Genomic DNA, 24,164 nt, shown 5'->3' on the forward strand with positions numbered 1-24,164 from the left:
GTTCGGCTGTCATCACCGCAGCTGACGTTCGTCCAGGCCGGCCGGGTAGCGACTTGTCACCGCGATGCGGTTCCAGGCATTGATCATCACGATGGACGCCAACACCTGACCGAGCTCGACCTCGTCGAATGACATTCGCGCGCGGGCGAACACGTCATCGGGAACGCCGTCCTCACCCAGCCTGGTCACGTGTTCGGTCAGATCCAGGGCGGCACGCTCGCGGTCGGAGAACAGGTGCGTCGCCTCCGACCACACCGAGACCATGCCCAGCGTGAGGGGTTCCATGCCCGCGGCAAGCGCGTCGGACAGGTGCATGTGCAGGCAGTACGCGCAGCCGTTCAGCTGCGACGCGCGGATCTTGATGAGCTCGCCGATCTCCGGGTCCACTCCCTCCGACGACGCGCGTTGCAGCGCGACAAGCGCCTTGTAGACGCCAGGATTGGTGCGCGGCAACCACATCCGTCGCGTATCCGGCAGCGACTCGGGGGTCACGCTCATGCCGCATACTCCTGTGCGAGCCACTGATCGAGGGTGGTCGGCGCGACCACAGAGGGCGTGTCGGGTACCAGCGCACCGTTGCGGATCGGCTCGCCTCCGATCCGGACGCCGAGGACCCATCGGGGCGAACCGTTGCGCTGCGCTATCGCCTTGCCGATGTCGGTGAGGTCGAGCACTTCGGGGCCCGCCACCTCGACGTCTCCCTCCGGCCGATGTATCACCGTATCCGTCAGCGCCGCAGCAGCATCCGCGGCCGAGAGCGGTTGACACCGCATGTGTGGCACCGCGGCGAACGGTCCGAGTCGCATGGTGCCCAGCATCTGCCGGGCGAGCTCGTACCACTGCGCGGACCGGACGATCGTCAGACGATCGGCACCCAGGGCGTCGAGGTAGGCCTTCTCCTGCGCGGCCTTGCCCTGGTAGTACCCGAACTTCGCGTTCACCGCCGGGTCCGCCGCATTGATGATGGAGAGACAGACAACCCGACCGACTCCGGCCGTGATCGCCGCCGCGGCCACATTCGCGGCGACCGTACCGAAGAAGCCGATCGCCTTCTTCGCGCTCGTCGTCGTCACGTTCATGCAGTCGACCACGACGTCGGCCCCGGCGAAGGCCTCGGCCAATCCGGTTCCCGCATACGCATCGACCCCGGTCGACCGTTGCGCGGCCACGACCTCGATGTCGCGGTCACGCAGCCGACCGGCCACGGCCTTTCCGATCTCGCCGCTGGCGCCCAGTACGACCACCTTCATGGCTCTCCCCTTGTCTTCTCGAGTGGTGCTGTCGAGTTCCAGATTAGAAGGTGATTGCACCAAGAAAGTGGTTCAATTCCAGAGTGGATAAGAGAGTCAATTCCGATCCGTGGGACCAGGTCGCCCAGCGCCTCGGGACCGATCTGTATCTCGATCTGCAACCGGATCCGACGGCCACACCGCGAGGTCGTGGGGCTCGCCGACGTCGAACACTCGCCGAGGCGCTGCGCGCCGCGATCGACGACGGTCGTCTCCCGGCGGGCACCGCACTCCCGCCGTATCGCTCGCTGGCCGCCGACGTCGGCCTGGCGCGCGGCACCGTGGCCACGGTCTATCAGGAGTTGATCGCCGAGGGCTGGCTCGTCGCGCGGCAGGGGTCGGGCACGCGGGTGGCCGACACGGCCCACCGGCAGGCCCGGGTCGGCCCGTCCGCGACGGCTCGGCCGGCCGCCCCACGACACGATTTCGCCCTCGGCCAACCGAATCCGTCGCTGTTCCCCCGCGCTGACTGGATCGCGTCCACCAGGCGGGCCATCACCGAGGCCCCCGACGAGGCATTCGGCCCCGGACATCCACAGGGCAGTGCGCGGCTACGCCGATCGCTGGCCGCGTACCTGGCCCGGGCGCGCGGGGTGCGGGCGGATCCCGACCACATCGTCCTGACGACCTCGGTGATGCATGCATTGGAGTTGTTGTCCCGCACGGTTTTCGGCGACTCGATCGCGGTCGAGAGTCACGGCCTGCCGTTCCACCGGCAGGTGATCGAGCGTGGCGGCACGTCGACCACGCCGATCCCCGTCGACGGCGGGGGCGCGGTGATCGACGCACTACCCGGACAGGCGTCGGGGGTACTGCTCACGCCGAGTCATCAGTTCCCGACGGGCGTCCCGTTGTCACCGACGCGGCGGACGGCGGTGATCGACTGGGCGCGTACCGGGAGCCGCCTGATCGTGGAGGACGACTACGACGGCGAGCTCAGGTACGACCGCGAACCGATCGGCGCGTTGCAGGCACTCGGTCCCGACGTGGTGATCTACACCGGCTCGGTGAGCAAGAGCCTGTCACCGGCGGTGCGCATCGCGTGGCTGGCCCTGCCCGCCCAGCACGTCGACACGGTCGTGTGGGCCAAGGGCATCCGCGAGCCGGACGCCAGCATCGTGGACCAGCTCGTCCTCGCCGATCTCATCGATTCGGGCGCCTACGACCGGCACATCCGCCGCAGTCGACAGCACTATCGCCGACGCCGGGACCTGCTGACCGCGCGTCTCGCCGACACCGGCGTCGGGCTACCCGGCATCGCCGCGGGACTCCATGCCGTCATCCCGGTGTCCGCGGACGCCGAGCCGGAGGTGTTCGCCGAGGCGGCCCGGCGCGGCTTCGCCCTGGCCCCGCTGTCACTGTTCCGGCATCCCGACGCGCCGGCCGGCGCCGACGTCATCGGCGGCATCGCCGTGGGGTTCGGGACCCCGACGGCATCCACCTTCGCCGCCGACGTCGATGCGCTCGTCGCCCTCATCGTCGACCACCCCTACCGCCGCTGATGATCTCCCGCGCCTGCTGCTATTTGCCGAATCGGCGGCTGCGGGCGGCGTAATCGCGGAGTGCGCGCAGGAAATCCACCCGACGGAATTCCGGCCAGTACGCGTCGGTGAACCAGATCTCCGAGTATGCGCTCTGCCACAGGAGGAAGCCGGACAGTCGCTGCTCGCCCGAGGTACGGATCACGAGATCCGGGTCCGGCTGGCCCCGGGTGTACAGGTTCTGGTCGATCGCGTCGACGGTCACCGCGTCGACCATCTGTTCCGGACCGTCGCCCGCGTCGAGGCGCTCCTGCAGGAGTGACCGCACGGCGTCGACGATCTCCTGCCGACCGCCGTATCCGACCGCGACGTTGACGTTCATGCCGACCCGCTCGCGAGTGCGATCCGACGCCGTCTGCAGTCGCTCGGCGACCGCATCCGGCAACTGCGCCAGGCTCCCGACGATCCGCACCCGCCAGTTGCCGGTCGGACCGGAGATCTCGTCCACGATGTCGGGCACGATCTCCATCAGCGCGTCGAGTTCGTCGGAGGCGCGCTGCAGATTCTCCGTGGAGAGCAGGTAGATGGTGACCGTCGAGATGTCCAGTTCCGCGCACCAGGCGAGCATGTCCGCGATCCGTTGCGCGCCGACCCGGTGACCGTGACTGACGTCCTCGAAACCGGCGTCACGCGCCCAGCGGCGATTCCCGTCGCAGATGATCGCGACATGGCGTGGCAGCCGCGTGACATCCATCAGCTGGATGAGGCGCCGCTCGTACACGCTCAGCATGGGACGCCGGAGTCGATCGGGTAGAAGTTTCATCGCTGCCTGATCTTATCGACTGGAAAAGTTACGGTACCGTAGGTTGCGTGAACACCCTGACGGACGGCCCCCTCGAGGCCATCAAACCCCGATTACGCGGTGTCATCCATCAATACTCCGCGTGGGTCGCCGCATGCGCCGGACTCGCCGTGGTGATCGGCGGGGCGATCCTGCGCGGTCCCGGCGCGGCCATCGCCTGCGCGCTGTACGCGGTGACGGTGTTCGGCGTGTTCGCCGTCAGCGCCAGTTATCACCGCATCCCGTGGAAGACTGCCCGCACGCAGATCCGGATGAAGCGGGCCGACCACTCGATGATCTTCCTGTTCATCGCAGGCACCTACACACCCTTCTGCGCGCTCGCACTCCCCGCCGGCGTCCGGTGGTGGGTGCTGGGGATCGTCTGGATCGGCGCGGTGGCCGGTGTGACCCTCAAGGTGATCTGGCCCAGCGCGCCCCGCTGGTTGGGCGTCTCGCTCTACATCCTGCTCGGCTGGGTGATCATCGCCGTCGCCCCCGCACTCGTCAGCCATGTCGGATGGGCGGTCATCGTGCTGCTCGCCCTGGGCGGCGTCTTCTACACCGTCGGCGGCATCCTCTATGCCGTCCGGTGGCCGAATCCCTGGCCGAACACCTTCGGGCACCACGAGGTCTTCCACGCCTGTACCGCGGTCGCCGCGCTGCTGCATTACGTCGCGGTCTGGCTGGTCCTGACCGCCTGAGTCGCCTGCCCGGTCTTCATCACGCGATCATCCGCCGGCCATTCCGCAGTGGCGGCGCGGACAGGTGAGGTTGTTCGTCTGGGCGCATGGCACGCAGCCCTGGCCCGGATGTCTCGATCGGCCCCGACAAGACCCTACGCATCGGCGTGACCCGCCGACGATTCCTCACCTGGACCGGGGTCGCCGCCGGCCTCGCGTGCGTCCCCGGACTCCTTGGCGACGCACCGACCTCGACCGGGTCGACCCGTGTCGGCGATCGGCTCTTCACCCTCGGTGTCGCCTCCGGCGACCCGGTGCCCGACGGGGTGGTCCTGTGGACGCGCCTGGCCGCCAACCCGCTCGCGCGCGGCGGCGGGATGGGATCGGCGCCCGTCCCGGTCGGCTGGGAGATCGCGACCGACGAGAACATGCGCAACGTCGCGCGGCGCGGGTGGACGCTGGCGTCCGCCGAGAACGGCCACAGCGTGCATGTGGACGTCCGCGGTCTCGCCCCGGCCCGGGACTACTTCTATCGGTTTCGCGCCCGCGCCGACATCTCGGAGGTCGGCCGGACACGTACCGCGCCCGCGGCCGGGGCCTCGCTCGCGACGTTGACCTTCGCCTTCGCCTCGTGCCAGTCGTGGGCCGACGGCCATCACGTCGCCTACGACGACATGGCCGCGCACGCGCCCGACGTCGTGTTCCACCTCGGTGACTACATCTACGAGAAGCCGATCCCGGGCGACGGTGGGCGACGCCGCACCACTGCGATGCCCGAGTCCGCACGCGGTGAGGCGATGGATCTGGCCGACTATCGCGACCGGTACGCGCTCTACAAACTCGATCCCCACCTCCGTCGCGCCCACCGGACGAGCCCGTTCGTCACGATCTTCGACGATCACGAGGTCGACAACAACTGGGCGGCCACGATTCCCGAGGACGGACAGCCGGTCCCCGACTTCCTGCTGCGACGGGCACAGGCGCTGCGGGCGTGGTGGGAGAATACCCCGGTTCGGGTCGACCACCGCCCGCGCGGTGCCGACGTCCGCGCCTACCGACGCTTCGAGTACGGGGATCTCGTCGAGTTCAACGTTCTCGACACGCGCACGTTCCGCAGCGATCAGGTCAACGGCGACAACGATTCCGCGCAGGACGCCGCCACCGCGGATCCGCGTCGCACGATCCTCGGGGCCGCGCAGGAGCACTGGCTCCTCGATGGATTCACGCACCACCGGCACCGATGGAACGTGCTGGCACAGCAGACCACGATGGCCGACCTCGCCCGCAGCGTCGACGGGTCGCGGGCGGTGAGTATGGACGGATGGAGCGGGTACGAGGCGGCGCGGGCACGTGTCCTCGACGGCGCACGGGCTCGGGACGTACCGAATCTCGTGTCGATGGTCGGCGACATCCACCGCAACGTGGTCGCCGACCTGCGCACCACGTATCAGCGCGAATCACCCACCGTCGGTGTGGAACTCGCCGGCACATCCATCTCGTCGGGTGGCGACGGCGAGGACAGCGACGCCGCCGACCGGGCACTCAAGGCGGCCTCGCCGCATGTCCGCTTCGGAAACGCCCAGCGCGGGTATGTGCTCAACCGACTCCACCGGGACCGATGGGAGGCCGAGTTCCGGGTGGCCGATTCGATCGCGACACCGTCGGCGAAGCTGCACCGTCGGGCTCTGGTGACGATCCCGGACGCCCGGCCCGACGTCGACGTGATCTGATCGGCCCGGTCGATACTGCTCGCAGCAGCGCCGCTCTGCGCAGGGCAGCACCACGGTGCGCGGACGCCTCGGTCGAACCAGAGTCGGACCCATGAGCGACGATCAACGCACCCTCCCCCTCCGCCGACGGACCGCGGAAAGTCTGCTGAGTCAACGTATCCTGATGCTCGACTCGGCTCTCGACGACGAGATCGGCAGCCAGATCTGCGCGCAGATGATGATGCTCGCCGCCGAGGATCCGGTGGCCGACATCGGTCTGTGGATCAACTCACCGGGCGGCTCCGTACCGGCCATGCTGGCGATCATGGACACGATGCGTCTCGTCCCCAACGACGTCTGCACCGTCGACCTCGGAATGGCCTACAGCGCCGGACAATTCCTGCTCTGCAACGGTACCCGCGGCAAGCGGTACGCCCTGCGACATGCCAAGGTCCTGCTGCATCAGGGGTCTGCGGGAATCGGCGGCTACGCGCCCGACATCGAACTGCAGGCCGATGATCTGCGTCATGTGCGCGACACGGTACTCACCATCATCGCCGAGCAGACCGGTCAACCCGTCGAGAAGATCTTCGCGGATTCGCTGCGCGACCACGTCTTCACCGCGGAGGAATCCGTCGATTACGGGTTCGTCGACCACATCGTCGACGACCTCGGCCAGATCCGACCGCTGACGCCGGCGTCGACCGGATTCGGGGTGACGCGGTGAGCACGTACACGATTCCCAACGTGATCAGCCGGACACCGCAGGGCGAGCGGGTGATGGACGTCTACAGTCGATTGCTGGACGAGCGGATCATCTATCTCGGCACCGAACTCGATGACGGTGTCGCCAACGCGCTCATCGCGCAGATCCTGCATCTGGACTCCGACAACCCCGATGCACCGATCGATCTCTACATCAATTCGACCGGCGGATCGGTGATGGCGACCTTCGCGCTCTACGACACCATGCAGTACTGCCATGCCCCGATCGCCACCACGTGTGTGGGGCAGGCGCTCTCGTCGACCGCGCTGCTGTTGGCGGCCGGCACCCCGGGCCGCCGGTCGGTGCTGCCGCACGCGCGGGTGCTGTTGCACCAGCCCTCCGGGCAGGGCCGCGGCACGATCCCGGATCTCATCCTGGCGGCCGAGGAGATCCTGCGCATCCGGGAGGAGATCGAGAAGGCGATGAGCCGCCACACCGGCCAGGACCTCGACGCACTGCGCCGCGACACCGACCGCGATCGGGTTCTCCGGGCCGACGAGATCGTCGCCTACGGACTCGCCGATCAGATCATCGACACCCGCGGGCAGGAGAACGGGGAGCGTCGCGGGCCGCGGTCGCGGTAGTCAGGCGGCCAGAGCGATCGGCCCCCGAGATCTGTTCATCGGCGCCACGCTCGGCACCGCGACAGATGGCACCGCGACGTGCGCGGACCGCAGCACCGGGACGGCGGTCATCCGGGACAGCTCGAAACTCACCTCGCGGGTGAGATCGAGCAGGGTCAGCCCGAGTGCACCCGCGACCGCGGCAAGCAGTTCCGACGACGCGTCCTTGCGGCCGCGCTCGATCTCGGACAGGTACTGGCTCGACACCCCGGCCCGCTCGGCCGTCTCCACCAGGCGTTCACCACGGTCGTGACGGTGCCGGCGGATGACCCGGCCGGTCACCTCACGCCACAACGGTTCGGCTGCATGCAGACGCGCGTCCATGGGCCGATGGTAGGTCGCCGAAAACCGTCTCGGCCGCCCGTTCTGCTGTCGGCAGAACCTCCGCGGACATCCGCCGCATACCGCGCGGACCTGCCGCAGGTCACCCTCTTACACTGAGCCGGTGATCGCCGCCGACCAGACCGTCCGCCACGTGCGTGGCAGCGTGGTCGGCACCGCGTCCGGAGCTGCGGCGATCGTCGCGCACGACGCCGCACACGGCGGACTTCCCGACGCCGCCGCGATCATGCTGATGGTGGCCGTCTGCGCGGCCACCGGGTGGGTGGTCGCCACCCGCTCGAGTGTGTTCTGCGGATGGGCCGGGCTCCTCGGCGCGCTGGCCGCCGCACAGATCGCGAGTCACCTCGTACTCACCGCCGTCGCCGACGGCCACCACGCAGCGCCGACCACACGGATGGTGGCGATGCATGCGGTCGCCGCGGCCGCGACGGCAATGCTGTGCCGGGCACTCGAACGCTCGGTCCGCGTCCTCCTCACCGCGCTCATCAGGATCGTCCGGGCATTGCTGACGGTGCCCGCGGATCGCCGGTGCTCGTGGACGGTTCGGACCTCGGAGGTCGTCGACCGCCGCTCCACACCGGCAGCACTCGCCACCATCGGGACGCGCGGGCCGCCCGCGCCGCTGACCGCCGGTTCTGCTCTCACCGGTTCCGTTCTCACCGCCTGACCCGACGCGCATGACGCCCGCGGGCCGGGCATCCCATGTCTGGCCCGCCCCTCGGCTGAGGCCCGCGCGTTCGAAAGGCATACCCACGTGTCCGTGACCCAGGATCCACCTGTCCCCTCCACCCCGTCGTCGTCACCGGGCGTCGACCACCCACCGCCTCGGGCTGCCGGCGGCGGTCGCCTGCTCGTGCGCCGACTGCACTTCTATGCCGGCATACTCGTCGCACCCTTCCTGCTGATCGCCGCTGTCAGCGGAGCCCTCTACGCTGTCGCGCCGACGCTCGAGAACATCGTTTACAGCAGCTATCTCCACACCGATTCCCGCGGAACCGTCAAGCCACTGGCCGAACAGGTCTCGGCGGCCGCACAGTCCCGGCCGGACCTCACGGTGTCGGCGGTACGGCCGTCGGTGAATGACGGTGACACCACCCGCGTCCTGTTCGACGATCCGGGGCTCGGCGAATCCGAACGCCTCGCCGTGTTCGTCGATCCGGTCACCGCACGACCGGTCGGCGAGCTGGTCTCCTATGGCAGCAGCGGGGCACTGCCGCTACGCACCTGGATCAGCAGCCTGCATCGCAATCTGCATCTCGGCGAACCGGGGCGTCTGTACAGCGAACTGGCCGCATCCTGGCTCTGGGTGATCGCGCTCGGAGGTCTGATCCTGTGGGTCTCGCGGTACCGGCGGGGTAACGGCCGGACGCGGTTGCTCACGATCGACCGGTCCTCGCGTGGGCGCAATCGAACCCTGAATTGGCATGGTGCGATGGGGATCTGGATTGTCGTCGGCCTGGTTTTCCTCTCGGCGACCGGTTTGACCTGGTCGCGGTACGCGGGTGAGAACGTGTCCGAGGTGCGGTCGGCGCTGCAGTGGACGACACCGACTCTGGACACGACGTTGCCCGGCGCGGCGGTCGCGGCGCCCGGCAGTGTCGGTCACGAAGGACACGACGGGCACACGTCGTCGCCGACCGTGGTTGATCCGGCGGGGACGGACGCGTCCATCACCCGACTCGACGACGTGCTGGCGGCGGCTCGGGCCGCCGGCATCGACGGGAAGGTCGAGGTCGCCATCCCCGAGTCGTCGGACGCCGCGTTCACGGTGACCCAGACCCGGGAGGCGTGGCAGTTCTCTCCCAACTCGGTCGCCGTCGACGGCGCCACCGACGCCAACGTCGACGAATCCTGGTTTGCCGACTGGCCATTGGCGGCAAAGCTGACGACCTGGGGCATCGCACTGCACATGGGTGTGCTGTTCGGCCTCGTCAGCCAGATCGCACTCTTCGTGCTCGCTGTCGTGCTGGTGGCGATCATCATCCGCGGCTACCAGATGTGGTGGCAGCGGCGACCCCGGCGCGGTGGCGCACCGGTCGGCAGCCCACCACGGCGCGGCGGGCTGCGGCAACTACCGATCCCGGCGATCGTCGGTGTGCTCGTCGTCGCGGTCGCGGTCGGCTGGTTCATCCCACTGCTCGGCCTCAGCCTCGCCGCATTCGTCCTCGTCGACGTTCTCATCGGAGCGGGGAAAGCGTTGCAGCGCAGACAGACCTGAGATGCGGCCAGGTCGGGCGGCGGAGTGAGAGCCGCCGCCCGGCCGGTGTGGCTGGCGGTCGGGTAGCGCGCGACGCGCCTCCCCAGCTGGTCGAGTAGCTTGCGAGGCGCCGGCCCCCGCTGGTCGAGTAGGTCGCGAGGCGCCGCCCTCCGCTGGTCGAGTAGGTCGCGAGGCGCTAGCCGAGCGGGCGTATCGAGACCACACTCACCGGGGTCCACGTTTCTGTAGGTGGCCGGTGAGACGATGTCTTCGGTTCACGCGGAATGCGTCGACACCGCGGACCGACCCCCGGGGCGGGGGTTTGGGTTTCGATGTCTGTCGGACCCGCTGAATATGCTGTTGGTGAGTTTGGTTGTGGTGCGGGCGTGCGCTGTGTGATGACGGGCAGTTGATGAGGGTGTCCCTGTCGGTCGCGAGTGTGAAGGCCTGTGCTGGTGTTCTCTTGTTCGGATCCTGTCGCCGCGGATGCGGCGATCACCTGCGCGTCGGCAGCTGATGCTGCGGTGGCCGCGGGTGAGCATCTACGGGTCAGCCGCCAACACGAAGCCCGTGCCCTGCTCGCGGCGTACCGGTTGGGGCAGTCGGTCTATGACGACATGCTGATATCGCTGAACGCCACCGGGCAGATGCGGGCCCGCAACACCGCCGACAAAGCCGCCGTCGGGGAGGTCTCGTTGGCGTTGGGCTTATCGCGCACCAAAGCCGGCTCCTGGTTCAACCTGGGTGAAGCGCTGCAACGACTCCCCAAGATCCGGATGCGATATCTGGCCGGCGAGTTCAGCACCCCCCGAATGGCAACCATGGTCTACGCCGCCCAAGCCGCACCCGAAGGTGTCATCACCGACCCGAGCACAGACCCGCCTGAGTCGGATGTCGCGCCCGATTCCACGACGCCCGATCCCCACGACCCAGTCAGCGGAGACGATCCGATCGATCCCGACGAAGCCCCTGATCCGGCGAACCCGGCCGATCCCGACGTCGCTGACCCGGTCACCGAGGACGCCTCTCCCGATGACGCGTCCTCGGCGTGGACGTTTGAGGATTTGGCGTTGGAGTTGGGGTCGCGTCCGACGACCGATCCGGTATTGCGCGATCAGTTGGCCGAGGCGGTGATCAGTCTCGATCCCGAGGGCGCCGCACAAACGCGTGAGGAGTTCGGGCAGGCGTGGCAAAACCTGACCGTCACCGCCGACTCCTCCGGGCACATGAACGTCGATGGGTGTGTGCCCGCCGAAGACGGCGTCCACCTCGCCCACCGCATCGCCGCGTTGATCGCCGCACGAGTGTGTCGCCGCGACCCGCGCCGCATCGGGCAACAACGGGTGATGGCGTTGGCCGAGATCACCGGCGTGCCCGGCAAAACACTGACCTGCGGCTGCGGCCGCAGCGACTGCCCCCACAACCCCACCCCCGACACACCAAACCCCAACGGCCCCAACGGCCCGAGCGGCCCGAACGGTCCGAGCGACCCGAGCGGTCCCAGCGGTCCGAGCGACCCGAGCGGCCCGACGGGCCCGAGTGGCCCGACGGACACGACAGGCCCGAGTGGCCCGAGCGGTCCGAACCGTCCGCCCGCTCCCGAGGGTCTCGTCGAGCCGACAGAGTCGCCGGACGCGAATGGGTCTGGCGCCGAGGAGACTCCGTCGGAAGTGGACGCCGGCGACGTTGGCGACACCGATGGTCCCGCCGACGATGCCGCACTGAGCGCAGATGCCGCGCCCAGCGACCATGCTGCGCCCAGGGCAGATGCTGGGTCCGGCGAGGATACTGCGTCCGGCGAGGACGGTGCGCTCGCCGACGACTCCCGTGTCACCGAAGACGCTGCAGTGAGCGACGATTCGGCACCACCATCCCCACCCGCCTGGACACTGCTCCTCGACCCCACCACCACCACCACCACCGAGGTTCCCCGACTCCGCGGATACGGGGCGATCGACCCTGCCCTCGCCACAAAACTGGCGCACAAGTCGACACTCATCCCCGCACCCACCGACGCGCCGTGCCGGCGCCCTTCCGGGCTGATCATCGTCGGCGACCACGACCACGACCCACCGGCGCCACCGGTCTGAAGTACCCCAGGTTTAGTTCCGTCATCTGTAGGAGGATGGAGCCATGCCACGTCAGTATCCGCCGGAGTTCCGGCAGAAGTCTGTGCGCATGTTGGAGACGGCGTTGGAGGCCGACGCCGAGCTCTCGGAATTCGAGGCAATCCGTCAAGTTGCGGCCAAGCAGCAGGTGGCCGAGGAAACGCTGCGCCGGTGGCGCCGTAAAGCCCAGATCGACGCCGGGCAGCGGGCCGGCACCAGCAGCGAGGAGCACGCCGAGATCCGGCGGCTGAAGAAGGAAGTCGCCGAACTGCGGCGGACCAACGAGTTACTCAAGTCGGCGAGCGCGTTTTTCGCCTCGGAGCTCGACCGGACCACGACGAGATGATCGCGTTCATCGACAAGTTTCGCGATCAGTTCGGGGTCGAGTTCATCTGCCGCACCCTGCGCGCGGCAGGCGTGGTGTTCCTCACCTCGCGAGGATATCGGGCAGCGAAATCCCGCGCCGCGTCGGCACGTTCGATTCGCGATACCGAACTCGTGGCGGTGGTCAAGCAGGTCCACAGCGACAACTATGCGGTGTACGGGGTCAAGAAGGTGCACGCCGAACTGCGCCGCAAGGGTCATGTGGTCGGCCGTGAGCAGACCCGCCGACTGATGCGGTGCGCCGGGGTGCGCGGGGTGCAGCGTTCGAAGAAAGTGTTCACCACCCGCGCGGACCCAGCCGCTGCGGTTCCGGAGGATCGGGTCAAGCGCACTTTTGTTGCCACACAACCGAATCAGCTGTGGGTCGTGGACATCACCTATGTGCGGACCTGGCAGGGATTCGCCTATGTCGCGTTCGTCACCGACGTCTGTACCCGCAAGATCATGGGCTGGCACGTCGCCTCGTCGATGCGGACTGAGGACCTTCCCCTTCCGGCGTTCGATCATGCTGTGTGGCAGGCGAATACCGATCTATCCGGGTTGACCCATCATTCCGACCACGGGTCGCAATACCTATCGCTGGCCTATACCGACCGACTGATCGAGTTGGGAATCACACCGTCAGTAGGGACCGTCGGGGACTCCTACGACAACGCGCTGGCCGAAAGCGTGAACTCGGCCTACAAGACCGAGCTGATCCGCCAGCGTGGTCCCTGGCGCACCGTGGAGCAGGTCGAGTTGGCCACTCTCGAATACGTGTGGTGGTACAACAACCAACGCCTGCACGAAGCCCTCGGCTACGTTCCCCCAGCCGAGTACGAGGCCACCTTGACCGGGGCCTCACACCCCAGCGAGCCAGCCGTCCCGGCCCTCGCAACCACATAGGAACTAAACCTGGGGTACTTCAGTCGATCCCACCGGACACGGCGGATACGAGCATCCACCACCGGGAGCACTGACCTACACCCCATCGCCACGACTACGCCGACACATCCTGTACACGGATCTGACCTGTCGATACCCGTGGTGCAGCAGACCCTCCCACGACTGCGAGCTCGATCATCTCGTCAAATTCCACCACGCCGACCCCCACGCCGGCGGCTGGACCATCGACGCCAACCTGGTACCGATCTGCGCACCCGATCACCACCGCAAACACCTCGGAATCTGGCTACCCACCATGCACACCGACCGCACCATCACCTGGCACAACCCCACCACCGGACAGGACGTGATCACCCACCCACGATGAGCACGCGCAAGATAGGCAGAGCGCCTGCCGAATACAGCTCGGGAGTCAGCTCCGGGCCAGCGCCGCCAGTACGCCGACGCTGGCCTCCCAGCCCATGCACTTGTCGGTCACCGACTGCCCGTAGGTGAGCGGCCGCGCGTCAGGCGACTGTGCACCGGGCTCGAGGAAGCTCTCCAGCATGACACCACTGATCGTGACCTGGTCGCCGTTTTCGCGGGCAGCCCGGACGGCTGCCGCGATCTCTTCGGCAACCTCGGCCTGGCGGACATGATCCTTACCGGAGTTGGCGTGCGAGCAGTCGATCATGACCTGTTGCGGGAGTGATGCTTTCGCGAGTGCAGCGACGGCCGTGGAGATCGACTCCGCATCGAAGTTCGGCCCTGCCGTACCACCGCGCAGGATCACGTGGCAGTCCTCGTTGCCCGCGGTCTCCACCACCGCGCCGTGACCGAAGTCGTCGACGCCGAAGAAGACATGTTGCGCCGCTGCCGCCTTCACACCGTCGATGGCGACCTGGATGTTTCCGTCGGTACCGTTCTTGAAGCCGATCGGCATCGACAGCCCCGACGCGAGTTGACGATGCACCTGCGACTCTGTGGTGCGCGCTCCGATCGCGCCCCACGCGACGGTGTCGGCGATGTACTGCGGGCTGGTCGGTTCCAGGAACTCGCACCCGACCGGCAGGCCCAGGTCGATGATGTCGAGCAGCAGTGAACGCGCGGTACGCAATCCGCGCTCGACGTCGAAGGTGCCGTCCATCCCGGGATCGTTGATCAGGCCCTTCCACCCGACGGTGGTCCGCGGCTTTTCGAAGTACACCCGCATGACGATCTTCAGTCGATCTGCGTACTCCTTCGCCAGCGGCGCAAGCCGTCGTGCGTAGTCGATCGCGGCAATCGGATCGTGGACCGAACACGGACCGACGACGACGAGGAGCCGGTCGTCGGCGCCGGCCAGGATGGCGGCGATCTCGTCGCGGTCGTTCTGAACTGTGATCGCGCGGCGCGCCGTCAGCGGCAGTTCGCTGCGGATGGTGTCCGGCGAGGGAATGGATCGGAAGGACTTGATCCGGCGGTCCGAAGTCGATTCGGCGGTCAAGTCGGGGATGGTGGTCACGTCATGCCTTTCGGGGTCAGGCCCGGTCGTTCTGGGTGGGCACCCCTGGTTGTCGCGGAGCTGATGCTCGTGATGTCCGGAGGCCCTGAAATGACGAAAGCAGCGACCACAGGTCGCTGCTCGGGCTCCGGGTGTTTACGCGCGCGAAGATCAGTACGTCATCGCGGCCCCACCCGGAGCCTCGATAAAGCGCCAATAGGCGCGCGCGGTGATCATCACGGCGACCAGGCTAGCACGACCCCCGGCGCCGACAAACCACCCTCACGGGTGGCCACGATCGATGAGCTGGCTGAGCACGATGATCGACTCCGAATGGTCGACCGGGCCGGCGCTGCGAATACGCTCGAGCGCCTGTTCGAGATGCCGGACGTCGCGAGCCCGCACCCGCAGGATCGCGTCCGCCGTACCGGTGATGGTGGCCGCGCTGACCACTTCGGGGATCGGCTCCCAGGCCTCCTTCAGCGCCTCGGGCAGGATGTTGCCGCGACAGGACACCTGCACATAGGCCTCCGTCGTCCACTGCATCGCGTACGGGTCGATGACGGCGGTGAACCCCTTGATGACGCCTTCGTCGAGCAGCCGGTCCACTCGACGCTTGACGGCCGGGGCCGACAGGCCCACCTCGTCACCCACCTGTGCGTACGTGGCGCGAGCGTCTCGCGTCAGGCAGGCGAGTACCTTTTCGTCCAAGTCATCGAGTCCGCGCAACATATCCCTACGGTAGACCACCGGAACATGACTTCATTGCATATATGCGCAATGAACGGCGATTGATTGCGTCAGGGCAGGAAGATAGCGTCGATCCATGACGATGACGAGCCCGGCCTTTGCGCCCGCGACCGCCCGGATGCCGCGCCTGCGCACCTATGCGATGACCCCGCCGATCCACTACACGGTGACCTACGCCATCAACCCGTGGATGGATCCGTCGACGCCGGTGGACACCGACCGCGCGATCGCCCAATGGCTCGCCCTCCGGGAGGTGTACGAATCCCTCGGGCACTCGGTCCACGTCGTCGACCCGCAACCCGGGCTCCCGGACATGGTCTATGCCGCCAACGGGGGCCTGAGCGCGGGCAACCGCACGATCGCCGCCCGGTTCGCGTTCCCCGAACGCGGCCCCGAAGGCGACCACTACGCCGACTGGTTCGAGGCCGGCGGACTCGGCCCGGTGCATCGGACCGACGGAATCCAGGAGGGCGAAGGCGACTTCCTCGTGATCGGCGACCGCATCCTGGCCGGCACCGGTTTCCGGACCCACCGCGACACCCACGCCGAGGTGGCGGCGATCACCGGAATGCCGGTGACGACGCTCGAACTGATCGACCCGCGCTTCTACCACCTCGACACCGCACTCGGCATCCTCGACGACGAGCACATCGCGTACTACCCACCCGCCTTCTCCTCCGCATCGCGCTCAGTGCTCGCCGACCTCTTCCCCGATGCGATCATCGCGACCGACGCCGACGCCGCGGTCCTCGGACTCAACCTGGTCTCCGACGGGCTGCACGTCGTGATGACCGACGCCGCCCCGGACCTCACCGCAGCACTGCGCGCCGCCGGGTACGAGCCGATCGGCGTCGATCTGTCCGAGCTGCTCAAAGGTGGCGGCGGCATCAAGTGCTGCACCCTAGAATTGAGGAGCACCGACAAGGAGGTCGCCGTGCACACTCTCGCCGAACCACATGTGGCACACAACTATTCACCGCTTCCGGTCACGGCGGCGTCGGCCGAGGGGGCCTGGATCACCGACGTCGACGGCCGTCGCTTCCTCGACTGCCTCGGCGCCTACTCCGCGGTGAACTTCGGCCACCGCAACCCGCGGATCGTCGCGGCCGCCATCGAGCAACTCGACCGCGTCACGCTGACCAGCCGCGCCTTCCGGTCCGATCGCCTCGAGCCCTTCTGTGCGGCGCTGGCGGCGTTGTGCGGCAAGGACATGGTGCTGCCGATGAACACCGGCGCCGAAGCGGTCGAATCGGCGATCAAGGTGGCCCGCAAGTGGGGCTACGACGTCAAGGGCGTACCGGACGGTCTCGCCAAGGTCATCGTCGCCGGCGGCAACTTCCACGGTCGCACCATCAGCATCATCAGCTTCAGCGACGATCCCGACGCCCGCAGCGGATTCGGTCCGTTCACACCGGGTTTCGTGAGCGTTCCCTACGGCGACGCGGAGGCTATGGCCGCCGCGATGGACGAACACACCGTCGCGGTACTCGTCGAACCGATCCAGGGCGAGTCCGGGATCATCGTGCCGCCGGACGATTACCTGCCCCGGGTGCGAACGATGTGCACCGAACGCAACGTGCTGATGATCGCCGACGAGATCCAGTCGGGACTCGGACGGACGGGCATGACCTTCGCCGTCCAGCACTGGGGTGTCGAACCGGATGTGTACACGCTGGGCAAGGCGCTGGGGGGCGGGATCCTGCCGGTATCGGCGGTGGTCGCGAATCACGACGTCCTCGGCGTACTCCACCCCGGCGAGCACGGCTCCACGTTCGGCGGCAACCCACTGGCGGCCGCGGTCGGGCACACCGTGGTGGAGATGCTGGCCGAGGGCACCTGGCAGGCGCGGGCCGCCGAACTCGGCAACCGGATGCACTCCGGGCTGCGCGAGCTCATCGGCCACGGGGTGATCGCCGTCCGCGGTCTGGGTCTGTGGGCGGGCATCGACGTCGACCCGGCACTGGGCAGCGGCAAGGAGGTCTGCCTGCGACTGGCCGACCGCGGCGTCCTGGCCAAGGACACCCACGGCTCGACTCTGCGCCTTGCGCCGCCCCTTGTCATCACCGAGGAGGAGATCGATTGGGCGGTCGCGCAGTTGGCGGACGCACTACGCTCGGAGCGGTGACCACCGCCGAACCAGTCGCAACCACCCGCCCGAACCGCCGCGTCCTGCTGATCCGCCACGGTCAGACGGAATGGTCGTTGTCGGACCGACACACCGGTCGTACGGACATCGATCTGACGGCCCGCGGCGAACAGGATGCCCGGGCACTCGTCGGCATCGCCGACCGTCTCGGTGTCGTCGATCCGTTCGTGTTCGCCTCGCCGCGTCGTCGTGCGCAACGCACGGCCGAGCTCGCCGGCGTCACCGTCGACGCGACCGACGACCGGTTCGCCGAGTGGGACTACGGCGACTACGAGGGGCTCACGCGCGCGCAGATCCACGCGGACGGCGATCCGGATTGGGCGATCTGGACGTCCGGTGGGCCGAACGGCGAATCGGTGGACGACATGACGCGTCGTGTCGATTCGGCGGTGGACGCAGTGGAGGAACGACTCGCGGTCTCCGATGTGATCGTCGTGTCGCACGGGCACTTCTCCCGCTCGTTCGTCTGCCGATTCCTCGGTTGGCCGATCCATCAGGGCGCGAACATCGACCTACGTCCGGCCGGTGCCGCGCTCCTGATGCAACTCGGCCAGGATCGACGCCTGTGCGCACTGGTCGGACCCGAAGGGGCCGCGGCAACGCATATGGCGATCTGATCGCCCTCGGGATCACCGATCACGGTTGAGCCACCACGTGCTCGTCGACAGCACGGTCGCGAACGCACACCAGGCGGGGTACGCCGCGAGCGCCGCTCCGCTACGAGCATCGACCTGTGCGGTGCGCCGCGCCAGGTCAGCGCTGCTCACAGCCAACGCGCCCGCGACGACGGATGCGGCACCAAGCCGATGAGCCCCGAAGTAGACCCAGGTCCACCCGGCGTTGAGCGCCAGATTGGCGCCCAGCGCGCCCAGATACGCGCGCCGGCCCGAGTCGTCGCCGGCGTCGTCAAGCCTGTCGATGGTGGCCGCCGACGTCACCGCGACGTCGGCGTACAGGGTGGTCCACGCCACCGGGAACACCCAGTTCGGTGGGGTGAAGGCGGGTTTGCGCAACGTCGGATACCACGTCTGCACCGCGGATTTGGTGACGACGCTGCCGAGCGCCGCGGCGGCGGCCGAGGCCACGGATGTACCGATCAATGTCGAGATACGCACATTCTCCGTTCTACTCCTCGACGTCGGTCTCCGACGGGCTGCACTGATCGATCCGGCGGCGCAGATGCCGACGCTCCGCGGGATTCTCCGCCAGCTCGAGTGCCCGGCCGAAGGCCGCGACGGCACCGCCGAGATCCCCTGACCGCGCCAACAGCTCGCCGCGTGCGGCGTGCCACAGGTGATAGTCGACGAGCCCGTCGATCGCGTCGAGCAGATGCAGGCCACGTTCGGGGCCGTCGACCATCGCGACCGCGATCGCATGGTTGAGCGCGACGACGGGCCCGGGATCGATACGCTCCAACATCCGATACAGATCCACGATGACCGGCCAGTCCGTCTCGGCCGACGTCGCGGCACGCATGTGAACCGCCGCGATGAGCGCTTGGATGCGGTAGACCCCCACGCCCGGCAGTGTGACGGCGCGGCCGAGGACTTCTCGCGCACTGTCGATCATCGTTGCGTCCCAGAGACTTCGGTCCTGGTCCTCCAGCACGACGAGATCGCCTGCGACATCGGTGCGGGTCACGAAACGCGCTCGGTGGAAGAGTTCGAGGGCCAGCAGACCGCGCACCTCACCGTCGTCGGGGACGAGATCGACCAGCTGCCACGACAATCGGATCGCCTCGTCGGCGAGATCGACACGGACAAGCGACGACGGCGACCGCCGGGCGAGATAGCCCTCGTTGAAGATCAGGTACAGCACACCGAGCACGGCACCCACCCGGCCGTCGAGATCGTCCGGGATGGTGAGTGGGATCCGAGCATCACGGATCTTGCGTTTGGCCCGGACGATCCGTTGGGCCAGAGTCGATTCCGAGACCAGAAAGGCGGCGGCGATCTCCGCGGTGCTCAGGCCGCCGACCAGGCGGAGGGTGAGCGCGATCTGGGTCTCACGATCAAGGGCGGGATGACAGCACAGCAGGATCAGGCGTAACCGTTCGTCGCCGATCTCACGGTCGTCCACCACGAGTGGTGTGCCCGGCCGCGGATCGGACTCGGGTATCAGCTCGGACGCCGACGCGGCGAGCCGGCGTCGGGAGGCCGCCCGCCGCCGCAGCTGGTCGATCATCCGGTTGCGCGACACCGCGTACAACCACGCGGCCGGATTGTCGGGAACCCCGTGCGTCGACCAGGTCTCGACCGCCTGGAGCAGTGCATCCTGCACACAGTCGTCCGCGAGATCGACGTCGTCGAACCGTGCGGCGAGGAGAGCGAGCACCCGCCCGCTCTCCTCACGCGCCACCTGTGTGATCGCGGCGCCGACGGTGTCGGTCACCGCGCGGTCACGACTGGGCCGGCGTCGGCGTCCCGTCATCGGCGGCGAACAGCGCCACCGGGCGGACCTCGACGACACCGAACGGCAGGGGAATCCGGCCCGCCCAGTCCAGTGCCGCATCGAGGTCGGGGGCATCGATCCGGTAGTAACCGGCCAACTGTTCCTTCGCCTCGACGTAGGGTCCGTCGGTGACCGTCGGCGAATGCCCCAGGGTCAGCCGCACCGTCGTGGCCGACCCGCTGGGAGTGAGGCTGGCGCCTTCTATCAACACCCCGGCCGCGGCGAGCGCCTTACCGTAGCCCGCCCACGCGGCCGCCGCCTCATCGAATCCCTCGTCACCCGGCTGCGGCCCCGGCACACTCTCGTCCACGGTGATGGTCAGCAGATACTGCATGTCAGATCCTCTCTCGGCTGCCTCGACGGCAGAGGATGGGGCCCGATTGCCGCCATCTGCCCCTATGACGCAGCGATCCTGCGGGATCGACAGCACTCACGAAGGAAATTCTGGCAGAAACTTCTCGCTTCACCCGGGAAAGTCAGGAACGCAGACCTTCGCGTTCCCGGATGTAGCGCACCAGGACCGCGGCGCTCGCGCGCTGCCCGGCGATCGTGGGGTGGTAGCTGCCGAGGATCCAGTGCCGGAACTGCAGTCCGTCGGGCGCGTGCTGCGGAGCCGCAACCCGCGGTCCCCACTCCCACGCATCCGCGGCACACAGGTCGTGTCGGTCGTTCCAGCCCGATCCCGGGCGGGCGAGGTCGACGAATGTCTCCCCCGCACGTCGCGCATTGTCGCGGGAGATCTCGTTGACCTTCCCGATGAAGCTGTTGAGCAGGCGCACCTCTCGGTCCGACAGGAACCAGCCACACCGCGTCCGATACTCCTGCCCGACTCGCGGGACCACCTGGGGCGCACCGAGGGTGTAGATGTGGGCACGCGGCGCCCGGGCCTTGACCTCCCGATAGATCCGGCGCTCGTGCAGGCGTTGGCCCACGTCGAGCACTCGCAGGGACTTCTCGACAGTCCGCGGATCGCACTCCCCCAGTTGGACACATCCGACGACCTTGATGAACTCCGGATTCCCGATCACCTGCATCACGACGACGTCGGAGTCGGCGGGCAGGTGGTCGATCTGACGGCCTTCGTCGAATTGCACCGTCTGATCGATGTGACGAGGCTCCGAGTTCGCACACGTGGCGTTGGTGAAGCGGGCACCGAGTTCGCGAGCGACCACCTCGACGGCCGCGTGTCTGCTGCGGAAACAGTAGTTGTCGGGCCCGGTGGTGCCGGCGCGATACGAGGACATGTCGGCCGGGATCGTCTGATGACTGTCCGCGCCCTGGCCCGAGAGGTACGAGTTGCCCATCGCGAACATGCGCAGCCCTGGCGAGGCATGACCCTGCGGCGCAACCGAAACCGTCACCACGGCGACGAGCGGGACCGCGAGGAGCACGCCGACGAGATGCACAAGAAGGGCGCGACGGGTTCCGGTACGCCCGGATTTTGACGCCATCCGGTCACGATACTGAGCGCCCGAACCCCGGGGCAATGGTCCGTCCGGACGACACCCCGGTCGACGTCATTGCAGCAACAACCCCATCTCGACGACGTCCCACAGCTCGCCGTTGCGGCGTCGGTAGTGGCCCCGCCGCACACCCTCACGCACGAATCCATGTGCGGTGTAGAGCCCGATCGCCGCCTCATTGTGCGGCCACACCTCGAGAATCACCTTGTGCGCACCGCGATCTCGGCTCCACGCCAGCACCGATCGAAGGAGGAGGCCGCCCGCGCCCTGCCGACGGGAGTCGGCCGCCACGTTCATCCCGAAAGCGATCACCCCGGGCAACACCGTGAACATCCCCGCGCTGCCCACCACGGTGTCGGCATCGTCGACGGCGACAACGGCGTGCGCACTGTCGTCGGCCAGCACGTCATGAAAGTTCCGGATCAGACCTTCGACATCGACCGGGGCCTCCATCCCGATCCAGCGCCCTTCGGCGGCCACCCGGGCGCGGAGTTCCGACACCGGCACGGCGTCGTCGGCGACGGCGTCCCGGACGCGGAAACGTTCGGCCGCGGACACCGGTCACTCCAGCTGCTGCGCCAGTGCATCGCCGTCGGTGACCGGCAGCCCACACACCGTTCCCCGGCACACGTACGCGGCGTCGGCCCCGTCCACCGGCCCCCGGCCGTCCAGAAGCGGTAGCGAATCCCGTTTGCCCGCAACGATGATCGTGCCGCCGGGCGCAAGGCGGCGCGCCTGTGCCGCGAGCGCACCCGAGCTGTCCACCCCCTGCGCGACCGCGATCTGCAACGGTCCCGACCACCGCGCCCACGCGACCGCCAGCCAGTGGCCGGCCGAGCGCGGCACCTTCGCCAGTAACACCACCGCACGGGCAAGGGTCTGGTCCAGCAGCTCGGCGTATCGGGTCGCCGGACCGAACGGCGCCAGCGCCGACGCGATCAGCAACGCCTCGGCGAGCAACGACGCCCCGGCCGGGGTGGCACCGTCGACCGGATCACGCGGCCGCGTGATCAACCCGTCCCCCGCGGCATCGAACCAGGTACCGGGCTCGGCCGGATCGGCGAACCGTTCGATCGTGTTGTCCAGCAACGTGAATGCTTCATCTCGCCACGACAGTTCACCGGTGGCCTGATGCAGGGCGAGCAGTGCGGTGACCAGGGCCGCGTGATCGTCGAGCGCAGCCATCGGCCGGCCGACCACGCCACCCAGGGACGAGCGGTGGAGACGCCCGTCGACGATGTGGTTGTCCATCAGCACTCGGGCGCACCACGCGCCCAACTCGACCCAGTCGGGACGGCCCAGCGCAGCACCGGCCTCCACCAACGCCGTGACCACGAGCGCATTCCACCCGGTCACCACCTTGTCGTCGCGAGCGGGTTGCGGTCGCGCGCCCCGCGCGGACAGCAGACGGTCGCGAACCGAGGCGAATCGGACCGGGTCGTCGGGGTCGCGGAGCAGCCGTAACGTCGACGTGCCGTGTTCGAATGTCCCCGCCGTCGTCACTCCGAAAATCTCTGCGGCCCAACGGCCATCATCGTCACCGAGCACCCGCGTCAGCTCGTGCGGCGACCAGACATAGGTCAGGCCCTCGACCCCACTGGTATCGGCGTCGAGTGAGGACGCGAAGCCCCCGGCCACCTGCAGGTCGCGGCGCAGAAAGCCGATCGTCTCCTCGGTGATGCGGAGCGCGAGTGGATCAGAGGTCCGGCGCGCGAGGTGTGCATAGACGCGCAACAGCTGCGCGTTGTCGTAGAGCATCTTCTCGAAATGCGGTACCACCCACTCGTTGTCGACCGCATAGCGTGCGAAACCACCGGCGAGCTGGTCGTAGATACCGCCCCGAGCCATCGCCGAGCACGTGCGTTGCACCGCATCGAGCGCCGTGCGGTCGCCGGTACGCTCCGACGCTCGGATCAACCCCTCCAACAGTGTCGACGGCGGGAACTTCGGCGCACCTCCGAAGCCGCCGGACACGGTGTCCTCGTCGTCGAGGGTCGTCGTGACCGCATGCGCGAGCAGCCGGTCGTCGATCGCCGCATCCGCGAGGGGCAGCGCCGCGGTGTTGGCCTGTAGATGTTCACGGACCTTGGCGCCCATGGCGTCGATCTCGGCACGCCGTTGCGTCCACGCCTCGGTGACGGCAGCCATGATCTGGACGAACGACGGCATGCCGCCCCGGGCCGTCGACGGGAAGTAGGTGCCGCAGTAGAAGGGATCCCCAGACGGTGCGAGGAAGGCGGTCATCGGCCAGCCGCCCTGTCCGGTCATCGCGACCGTGGCGTTCATGTAGACGGCATCGATGTCGGGCCGCTCTTCGCGGTCGACCTTGATGCAGACGAAATCACGGTTCATCACCGCGGCGGTCGCCTCGTCCTCGAAGGACTCGTGCGCCATGACATGGCACCAATGACACGCGGCGTAGCCGATGGACAGCAGGATCGGGACGTCACGACGGCGAGCCTCGGCCATCGCATCCGGACCCCATTCCTGCCAGTGGACCGGATTGCCGGCGTGCTGGCGCAGGTATGGGCTCGTCGATGCGTCGAGGGCGTTGCGGTGCGACGCCGATTCCGGTCCCATCACATCC

22 protein-coding genes, 1 pseudogene and 1 other annotated feature are annotated in these 24,164 nt (G+C 68.1%); of the genes and pseudogenes, 11 read left to right on the forward strand and 12 right to left on the reverse strand.

Annotated features, from left to right (window positions below; all coding sequences use genetic code 11):
* Positions 1 to 12: 12 nt before the first annotated feature.
* Positions 13 to 498, reverse strand: a complete 486-nt coding sequence (locus tag D7316_RS07760; protein ID WP_197718200.1) for a carboxymuconolactone decarboxylase family protein — start codon at positions 496 to 498, stop codon at positions 13 to 15.
* Positions 495 to 1,250: an SDR family oxidoreductase gene (locus D7316_RS07765; RefSeq protein ID WP_124707774.1), complete on the reverse strand. Its 756-nt coding sequence runs from the start codon at positions 1,248 to 1,250 to the stop codon at positions 495 to 497. Before D7316_RS07765 ends, D7316_RS07760 begins: the two co-directional genes overlap by 4 nt.
* Before the next feature lie 83 nt (positions 1,251 to 1,333).
* Here D7316_RS07765 and pdxR point away from each other — a divergent pair, with 83 nt between their 5' ends.
* Positions 1,334 to 2,791, forward strand: a complete 1,458-nt coding sequence (gene pdxR, locus D7316_RS07770) for a MocR-like pyridoxine biosynthesis transcription factor PdxR (RefSeq protein ID WP_124707775.1) — start codon at positions 1,334 to 1,336, stop codon at positions 2,789 to 2,791.
* Positions 2,792 to 2,810: 19 nt separating this feature from the next.
* Here the strand turns inward: pdxR and D7316_RS07775 are convergent, their stop codons facing one another.
* Positions 2,811 to 3,593 (reverse strand): isoprenyl transferase, encoded by a 783-nt coding sequence (locus D7316_RS07775; protein ID WP_124707776.1) that lies wholly within the window; start codon positions 3,591 to 3,593, stop codon positions 2,811 to 2,813.
* 47 nt (positions 3,594 to 3,640) lie between these two features.
* Between D7316_RS07775 and trhA the strand changes: the two genes are divergently transcribed.
* From trhA to D7316_RS07795, 4 genes are all read left to right on the forward strand, one after another.
* Complete coding sequence (trhA, locus tag D7316_RS07780) at positions 3,641 to 4,312, forward strand: PAQR family membrane homeostasis protein TrhA (RefSeq protein WP_124707777.1); 672 nt, start codon at positions 3,641 to 3,643, stop codon at positions 4,310 to 4,312.
* An 86-nt stretch (positions 4,313 to 4,398) separates the two neighbouring features.
* Entirely contained in the window at positions 4,399 to 6,021 is a 1,623-nt protein-coding gene (locus D7316_RS07785; RefSeq protein WP_124707778.1) for an alkaline phosphatase D family protein, read from the forward strand.
* A 91-nt stretch (positions 6,022 to 6,112) separates the two neighbouring features.
* Positions 6,113 to 6,727, forward strand: coding sequence for a ClpP family protease (locus tag D7316_RS07790; protein ID WP_124707779.1), 615 nt, complete (start codon positions 6,113 to 6,115; stop codon positions 6,725 to 6,727).
* Positions 6,724 to 7,350, forward strand: a complete 627-nt coding sequence (locus D7316_RS07795; protein WP_124707780.1) for a ClpP family protease — start codon at positions 6,724 to 6,726, stop codon at positions 7,348 to 7,350. Before D7316_RS07790 ends, D7316_RS07795 begins: the two co-directional genes overlap by 4 nt.
* Here D7316_RS07795 and D7316_RS07800 read toward each other — a convergent pair whose 3' ends face one another.
* Positions 7,351 to 7,713 (reverse strand): helix-turn-helix domain-containing protein, encoded by a 363-nt coding sequence (locus D7316_RS07800; RefSeq protein ID WP_124707781.1) that lies wholly within the window; start codon positions 7,711 to 7,713, stop codon positions 7,351 to 7,353.
* Positions 7,714 to 7,834: 121 nt separating this feature from the next.
* Between D7316_RS07800 and D7316_RS07805 the strand changes: the two genes are divergently transcribed.
* The 4 genes and pseudogenes from D7316_RS07805 to D7316_RS07820 all read left to right on the forward strand — a co-directional run bounded on the left by D7316_RS07805 (position 7,835) and on the right by D7316_RS07820 (position 13,305).
* Positions 7,835 to 8,398 (forward strand): hypothetical protein, encoded by a 564-nt coding sequence (locus tag D7316_RS07805; RefSeq protein WP_124707782.1) that lies wholly within the window; start codon positions 7,835 to 7,837, stop codon positions 8,396 to 8,398.
* Positions 8,399 to 8,485: 87 nt separating this feature from the next.
* Positions 8,486 to 9,949 carry a PepSY-associated TM helix domain-containing protein gene (locus D7316_RS07810; protein WP_124707783.1) on the forward strand — a complete coding sequence of 488 codons (1,464 nt, stop codon included), beginning with the start codon at positions 8,486 to 8,488 and terminating at the stop codon, positions 9,947 to 9,949.
* A 434-nt stretch (positions 9,950 to 10,383) separates the two neighbouring features.
* Entirely contained in the window at positions 10,384 to 12,018 is a 1,635-nt protein-coding gene (locus D7316_RS07815; RefSeq protein ID WP_124707784.1) for a hypothetical protein, read from the forward strand.
* 43 nt (positions 12,019 to 12,061) lie between these two features.
* Positions 12,062 to 13,305 (forward strand): annotated as a pseudogene (locus D7316_RS07820) (IS3 family transposase).
* Positions 12,340 to 12,441, forward strand: a sequence feature (AL1L pseudoknot). Its footprint overlaps the pseudogene before it by 102 nt.
* A gap of 412 nt (positions 13,306 to 13,717) precedes the next feature.
* Here the strand turns inward: D7316_RS07820 and D7316_RS07830 are convergent.
* Both D7316_RS07830 and D7316_RS07835 read right to left on the reverse strand, forming a co-directional pair.
* On the reverse strand, positions 13,718 to 14,788 hold the full coding sequence (locus D7316_RS07830) for a 3-deoxy-7-phosphoheptulonate synthase (RefSeq protein WP_124707785.1): 1,071 nt from the start codon (positions 14,786 to 14,788) through the stop codon (positions 13,718 to 13,720).
* A 261-nt stretch (positions 14,789 to 15,049) separates the two neighbouring features.
* Positions 15,050 to 15,496 carry an Lrp/AsnC family transcriptional regulator gene (locus D7316_RS07835; RefSeq protein ID WP_124711189.1) on the reverse strand — a complete coding sequence of 149 codons (447 nt, stop codon included), beginning with the start codon at positions 15,494 to 15,496 and terminating at the stop codon, positions 15,050 to 15,052.
* 97 nt (positions 15,497 to 15,593) lie between these two features.
* Between D7316_RS07835 and rocD the strand changes: the two genes are divergently transcribed.
* Positions 15,594 to 17,642 (forward strand): ornithine--oxo-acid transaminase, encoded by a 2,049-nt coding sequence (gene rocD, locus D7316_RS27620; protein ID WP_124707786.1) that lies wholly within the window; start codon positions 15,594 to 15,596, stop codon positions 17,640 to 17,642.
* The gene (locus D7316_RS07845; protein WP_124707787.1) at positions 17,639 to 18,280 is read left to right on the forward strand and encodes a histidine phosphatase family protein; all 642 of its coding nucleotides are present in this window, start codon (positions 17,639 to 17,641) and stop codon (positions 18,278 to 18,280) included. Before rocD ends, D7316_RS07845 begins: the two co-directional genes overlap by 4 nt.
* 12 nt (positions 18,281 to 18,292) lie before the next feature.
* Here D7316_RS07845 and D7316_RS07850 read toward each other — a convergent pair whose 3' ends face one another.
* The 6 genes from D7316_RS07850 to D7316_RS07875 all read right to left on the reverse strand — a co-directional run bounded on the left by D7316_RS07850 (position 18,293) and on the right by D7316_RS07875 (position 24,157).
* Positions 18,293 to 18,778, reverse strand: coding sequence for a TspO/MBR family protein (locus D7316_RS07850; RefSeq protein ID WP_124707788.1), 486 nt, complete (start codon positions 18,776 to 18,778; stop codon positions 18,293 to 18,295).
* 10 nt (positions 18,779 to 18,788) lie between these two features.
* Positions 18,789 to 20,093 (reverse strand): RNA polymerase sigma factor, encoded by a 1,305-nt coding sequence (locus tag D7316_RS07855; RefSeq protein WP_124707789.1) that lies wholly within the window; start codon positions 20,091 to 20,093, stop codon positions 18,789 to 18,791.
* The gene (locus D7316_RS07860; protein WP_124707790.1) at positions 20,062 to 20,448 is read right to left on the reverse strand and encodes a YciI family protein; all 387 of its coding nucleotides are present in this window, start codon (positions 20,446 to 20,448) and stop codon (positions 20,062 to 20,064) included. The genes D7316_RS07855 and D7316_RS07860 overlap by 32 nt, the downstream gene beginning before the upstream one ends.
* A gap of 142 nt (positions 20,449 to 20,590) precedes the next feature.
* A complete protein-coding gene (locus D7316_RS07865) occupies positions 20,591 to 21,565 on the reverse strand; it encodes an SGNH/GDSL hydrolase family protein (protein ID WP_124707791.1) in 975 nt (324 codons plus the stop codon).
* 66 nt (positions 21,566 to 21,631) lie between these two features.
* The gene (locus D7316_RS07870; RefSeq protein ID WP_124707792.1) at positions 21,632 to 22,135 is read right to left on the reverse strand and encodes a GNAT family N-acetyltransferase; all 504 of its coding nucleotides are present in this window, start codon (positions 22,133 to 22,135) and stop codon (positions 21,632 to 21,634) included.
* Between the two features lie 3 nt (positions 22,136 to 22,138).
* Positions 22,139 to 24,157: a thioredoxin domain-containing protein gene (locus D7316_RS07875; protein ID WP_124711190.1), complete on the reverse strand. Its 2,019-nt coding sequence runs from the start codon at positions 24,155 to 24,157 to the stop codon at positions 22,139 to 22,141.
* Positions 24,158 to 24,164 lie beyond the last annotated feature (7 nt).

It is taken from the genome of Gordonia insulae, from assembly GCF_003855095.1.
GTDB lineage: Bacteria > Actinomycetota > Actinomycetes > Mycobacteriales > Mycobacteriaceae > Gordonia > Gordonia insulae.

What these genes read in the sequence shown, in the direction of transcription:
- D7316_RS07765 (WP_124707774.1), bottom strand. Translation starts at nt 1,250, where the DNA reads ATGAAGGTGGTCGTACTGGGCGCCAGCGGCGAGATCGGAAAGGCCGTG.
- D7316_RS07875 (WP_124711190.1), bottom strand. Translation starts at nt 24,157, where the DNA reads ATGGGACCGGAATCGGCGTCGCACCGCAACGCCCTCGACGCATCGACG.
- D7316_RS07865 (WP_124707791.1), bottom strand. Translation starts at nt 21,565, where the DNA reads ATGGCGTCAAAATCCGGGCGTACCGGAACCCGTCGCGCCCTTCTTGTG.
- D7316_RS07800 (WP_124707781.1), bottom strand. Translation starts at nt 7,713, where the DNA reads ATGGACGCGCGTCTGCATGCAGCCGAACCGTTGTGGCGTGAGGTGACC.
- D7316_RS07775 (WP_124707776.1), bottom strand. Translation starts at nt 3,593, where the DNA reads ATGAAACTTCTACCCGATCGACTCCGGCGTCCCATGCTGAGCGTGTAC.
- rocD (WP_124707786.1), top strand. Translation starts at nt 15,594, where the DNA reads ATGACGATGACGAGCCCGGCCTTTGCGCCCGCGACCGCCCGGATGCCG.
- D7316_RS07760 (WP_197718200.1), bottom strand. Translation starts at nt 498, where the DNA reads ATGAGCGTGACCCCCGAGTCGCTGCCGGATACGCGACGGATGTGGTTG.
- D7316_RS07855 (WP_124707789.1), bottom strand. Translation starts at nt 20,093, where the DNA reads ATGACGGGACGCCGACGCCGGCCCAGTCGTGACCGCGCGGTGACCGAC.
- D7316_RS07860 (WP_124707790.1), bottom strand. Translation starts at nt 20,448, where the DNA reads ATGCAGTATCTGCTGACCATCACCGTGGACGAGAGTGTGCCGGGGCCG.
- D7316_RS07790 (WP_124707779.1), top strand. Translation starts at nt 6,113, where the DNA reads ATGAGCGACGATCAACGCACCCTCCCCCTCCGCCGACGGACCGCGGAA.
- D7316_RS07785 (WP_124707778.1), top strand. Translation starts at nt 4,399, where the DNA reads ATGGCACGCAGCCCTGGCCCGGATGTCTCGATCGGCCCCGACAAGACC.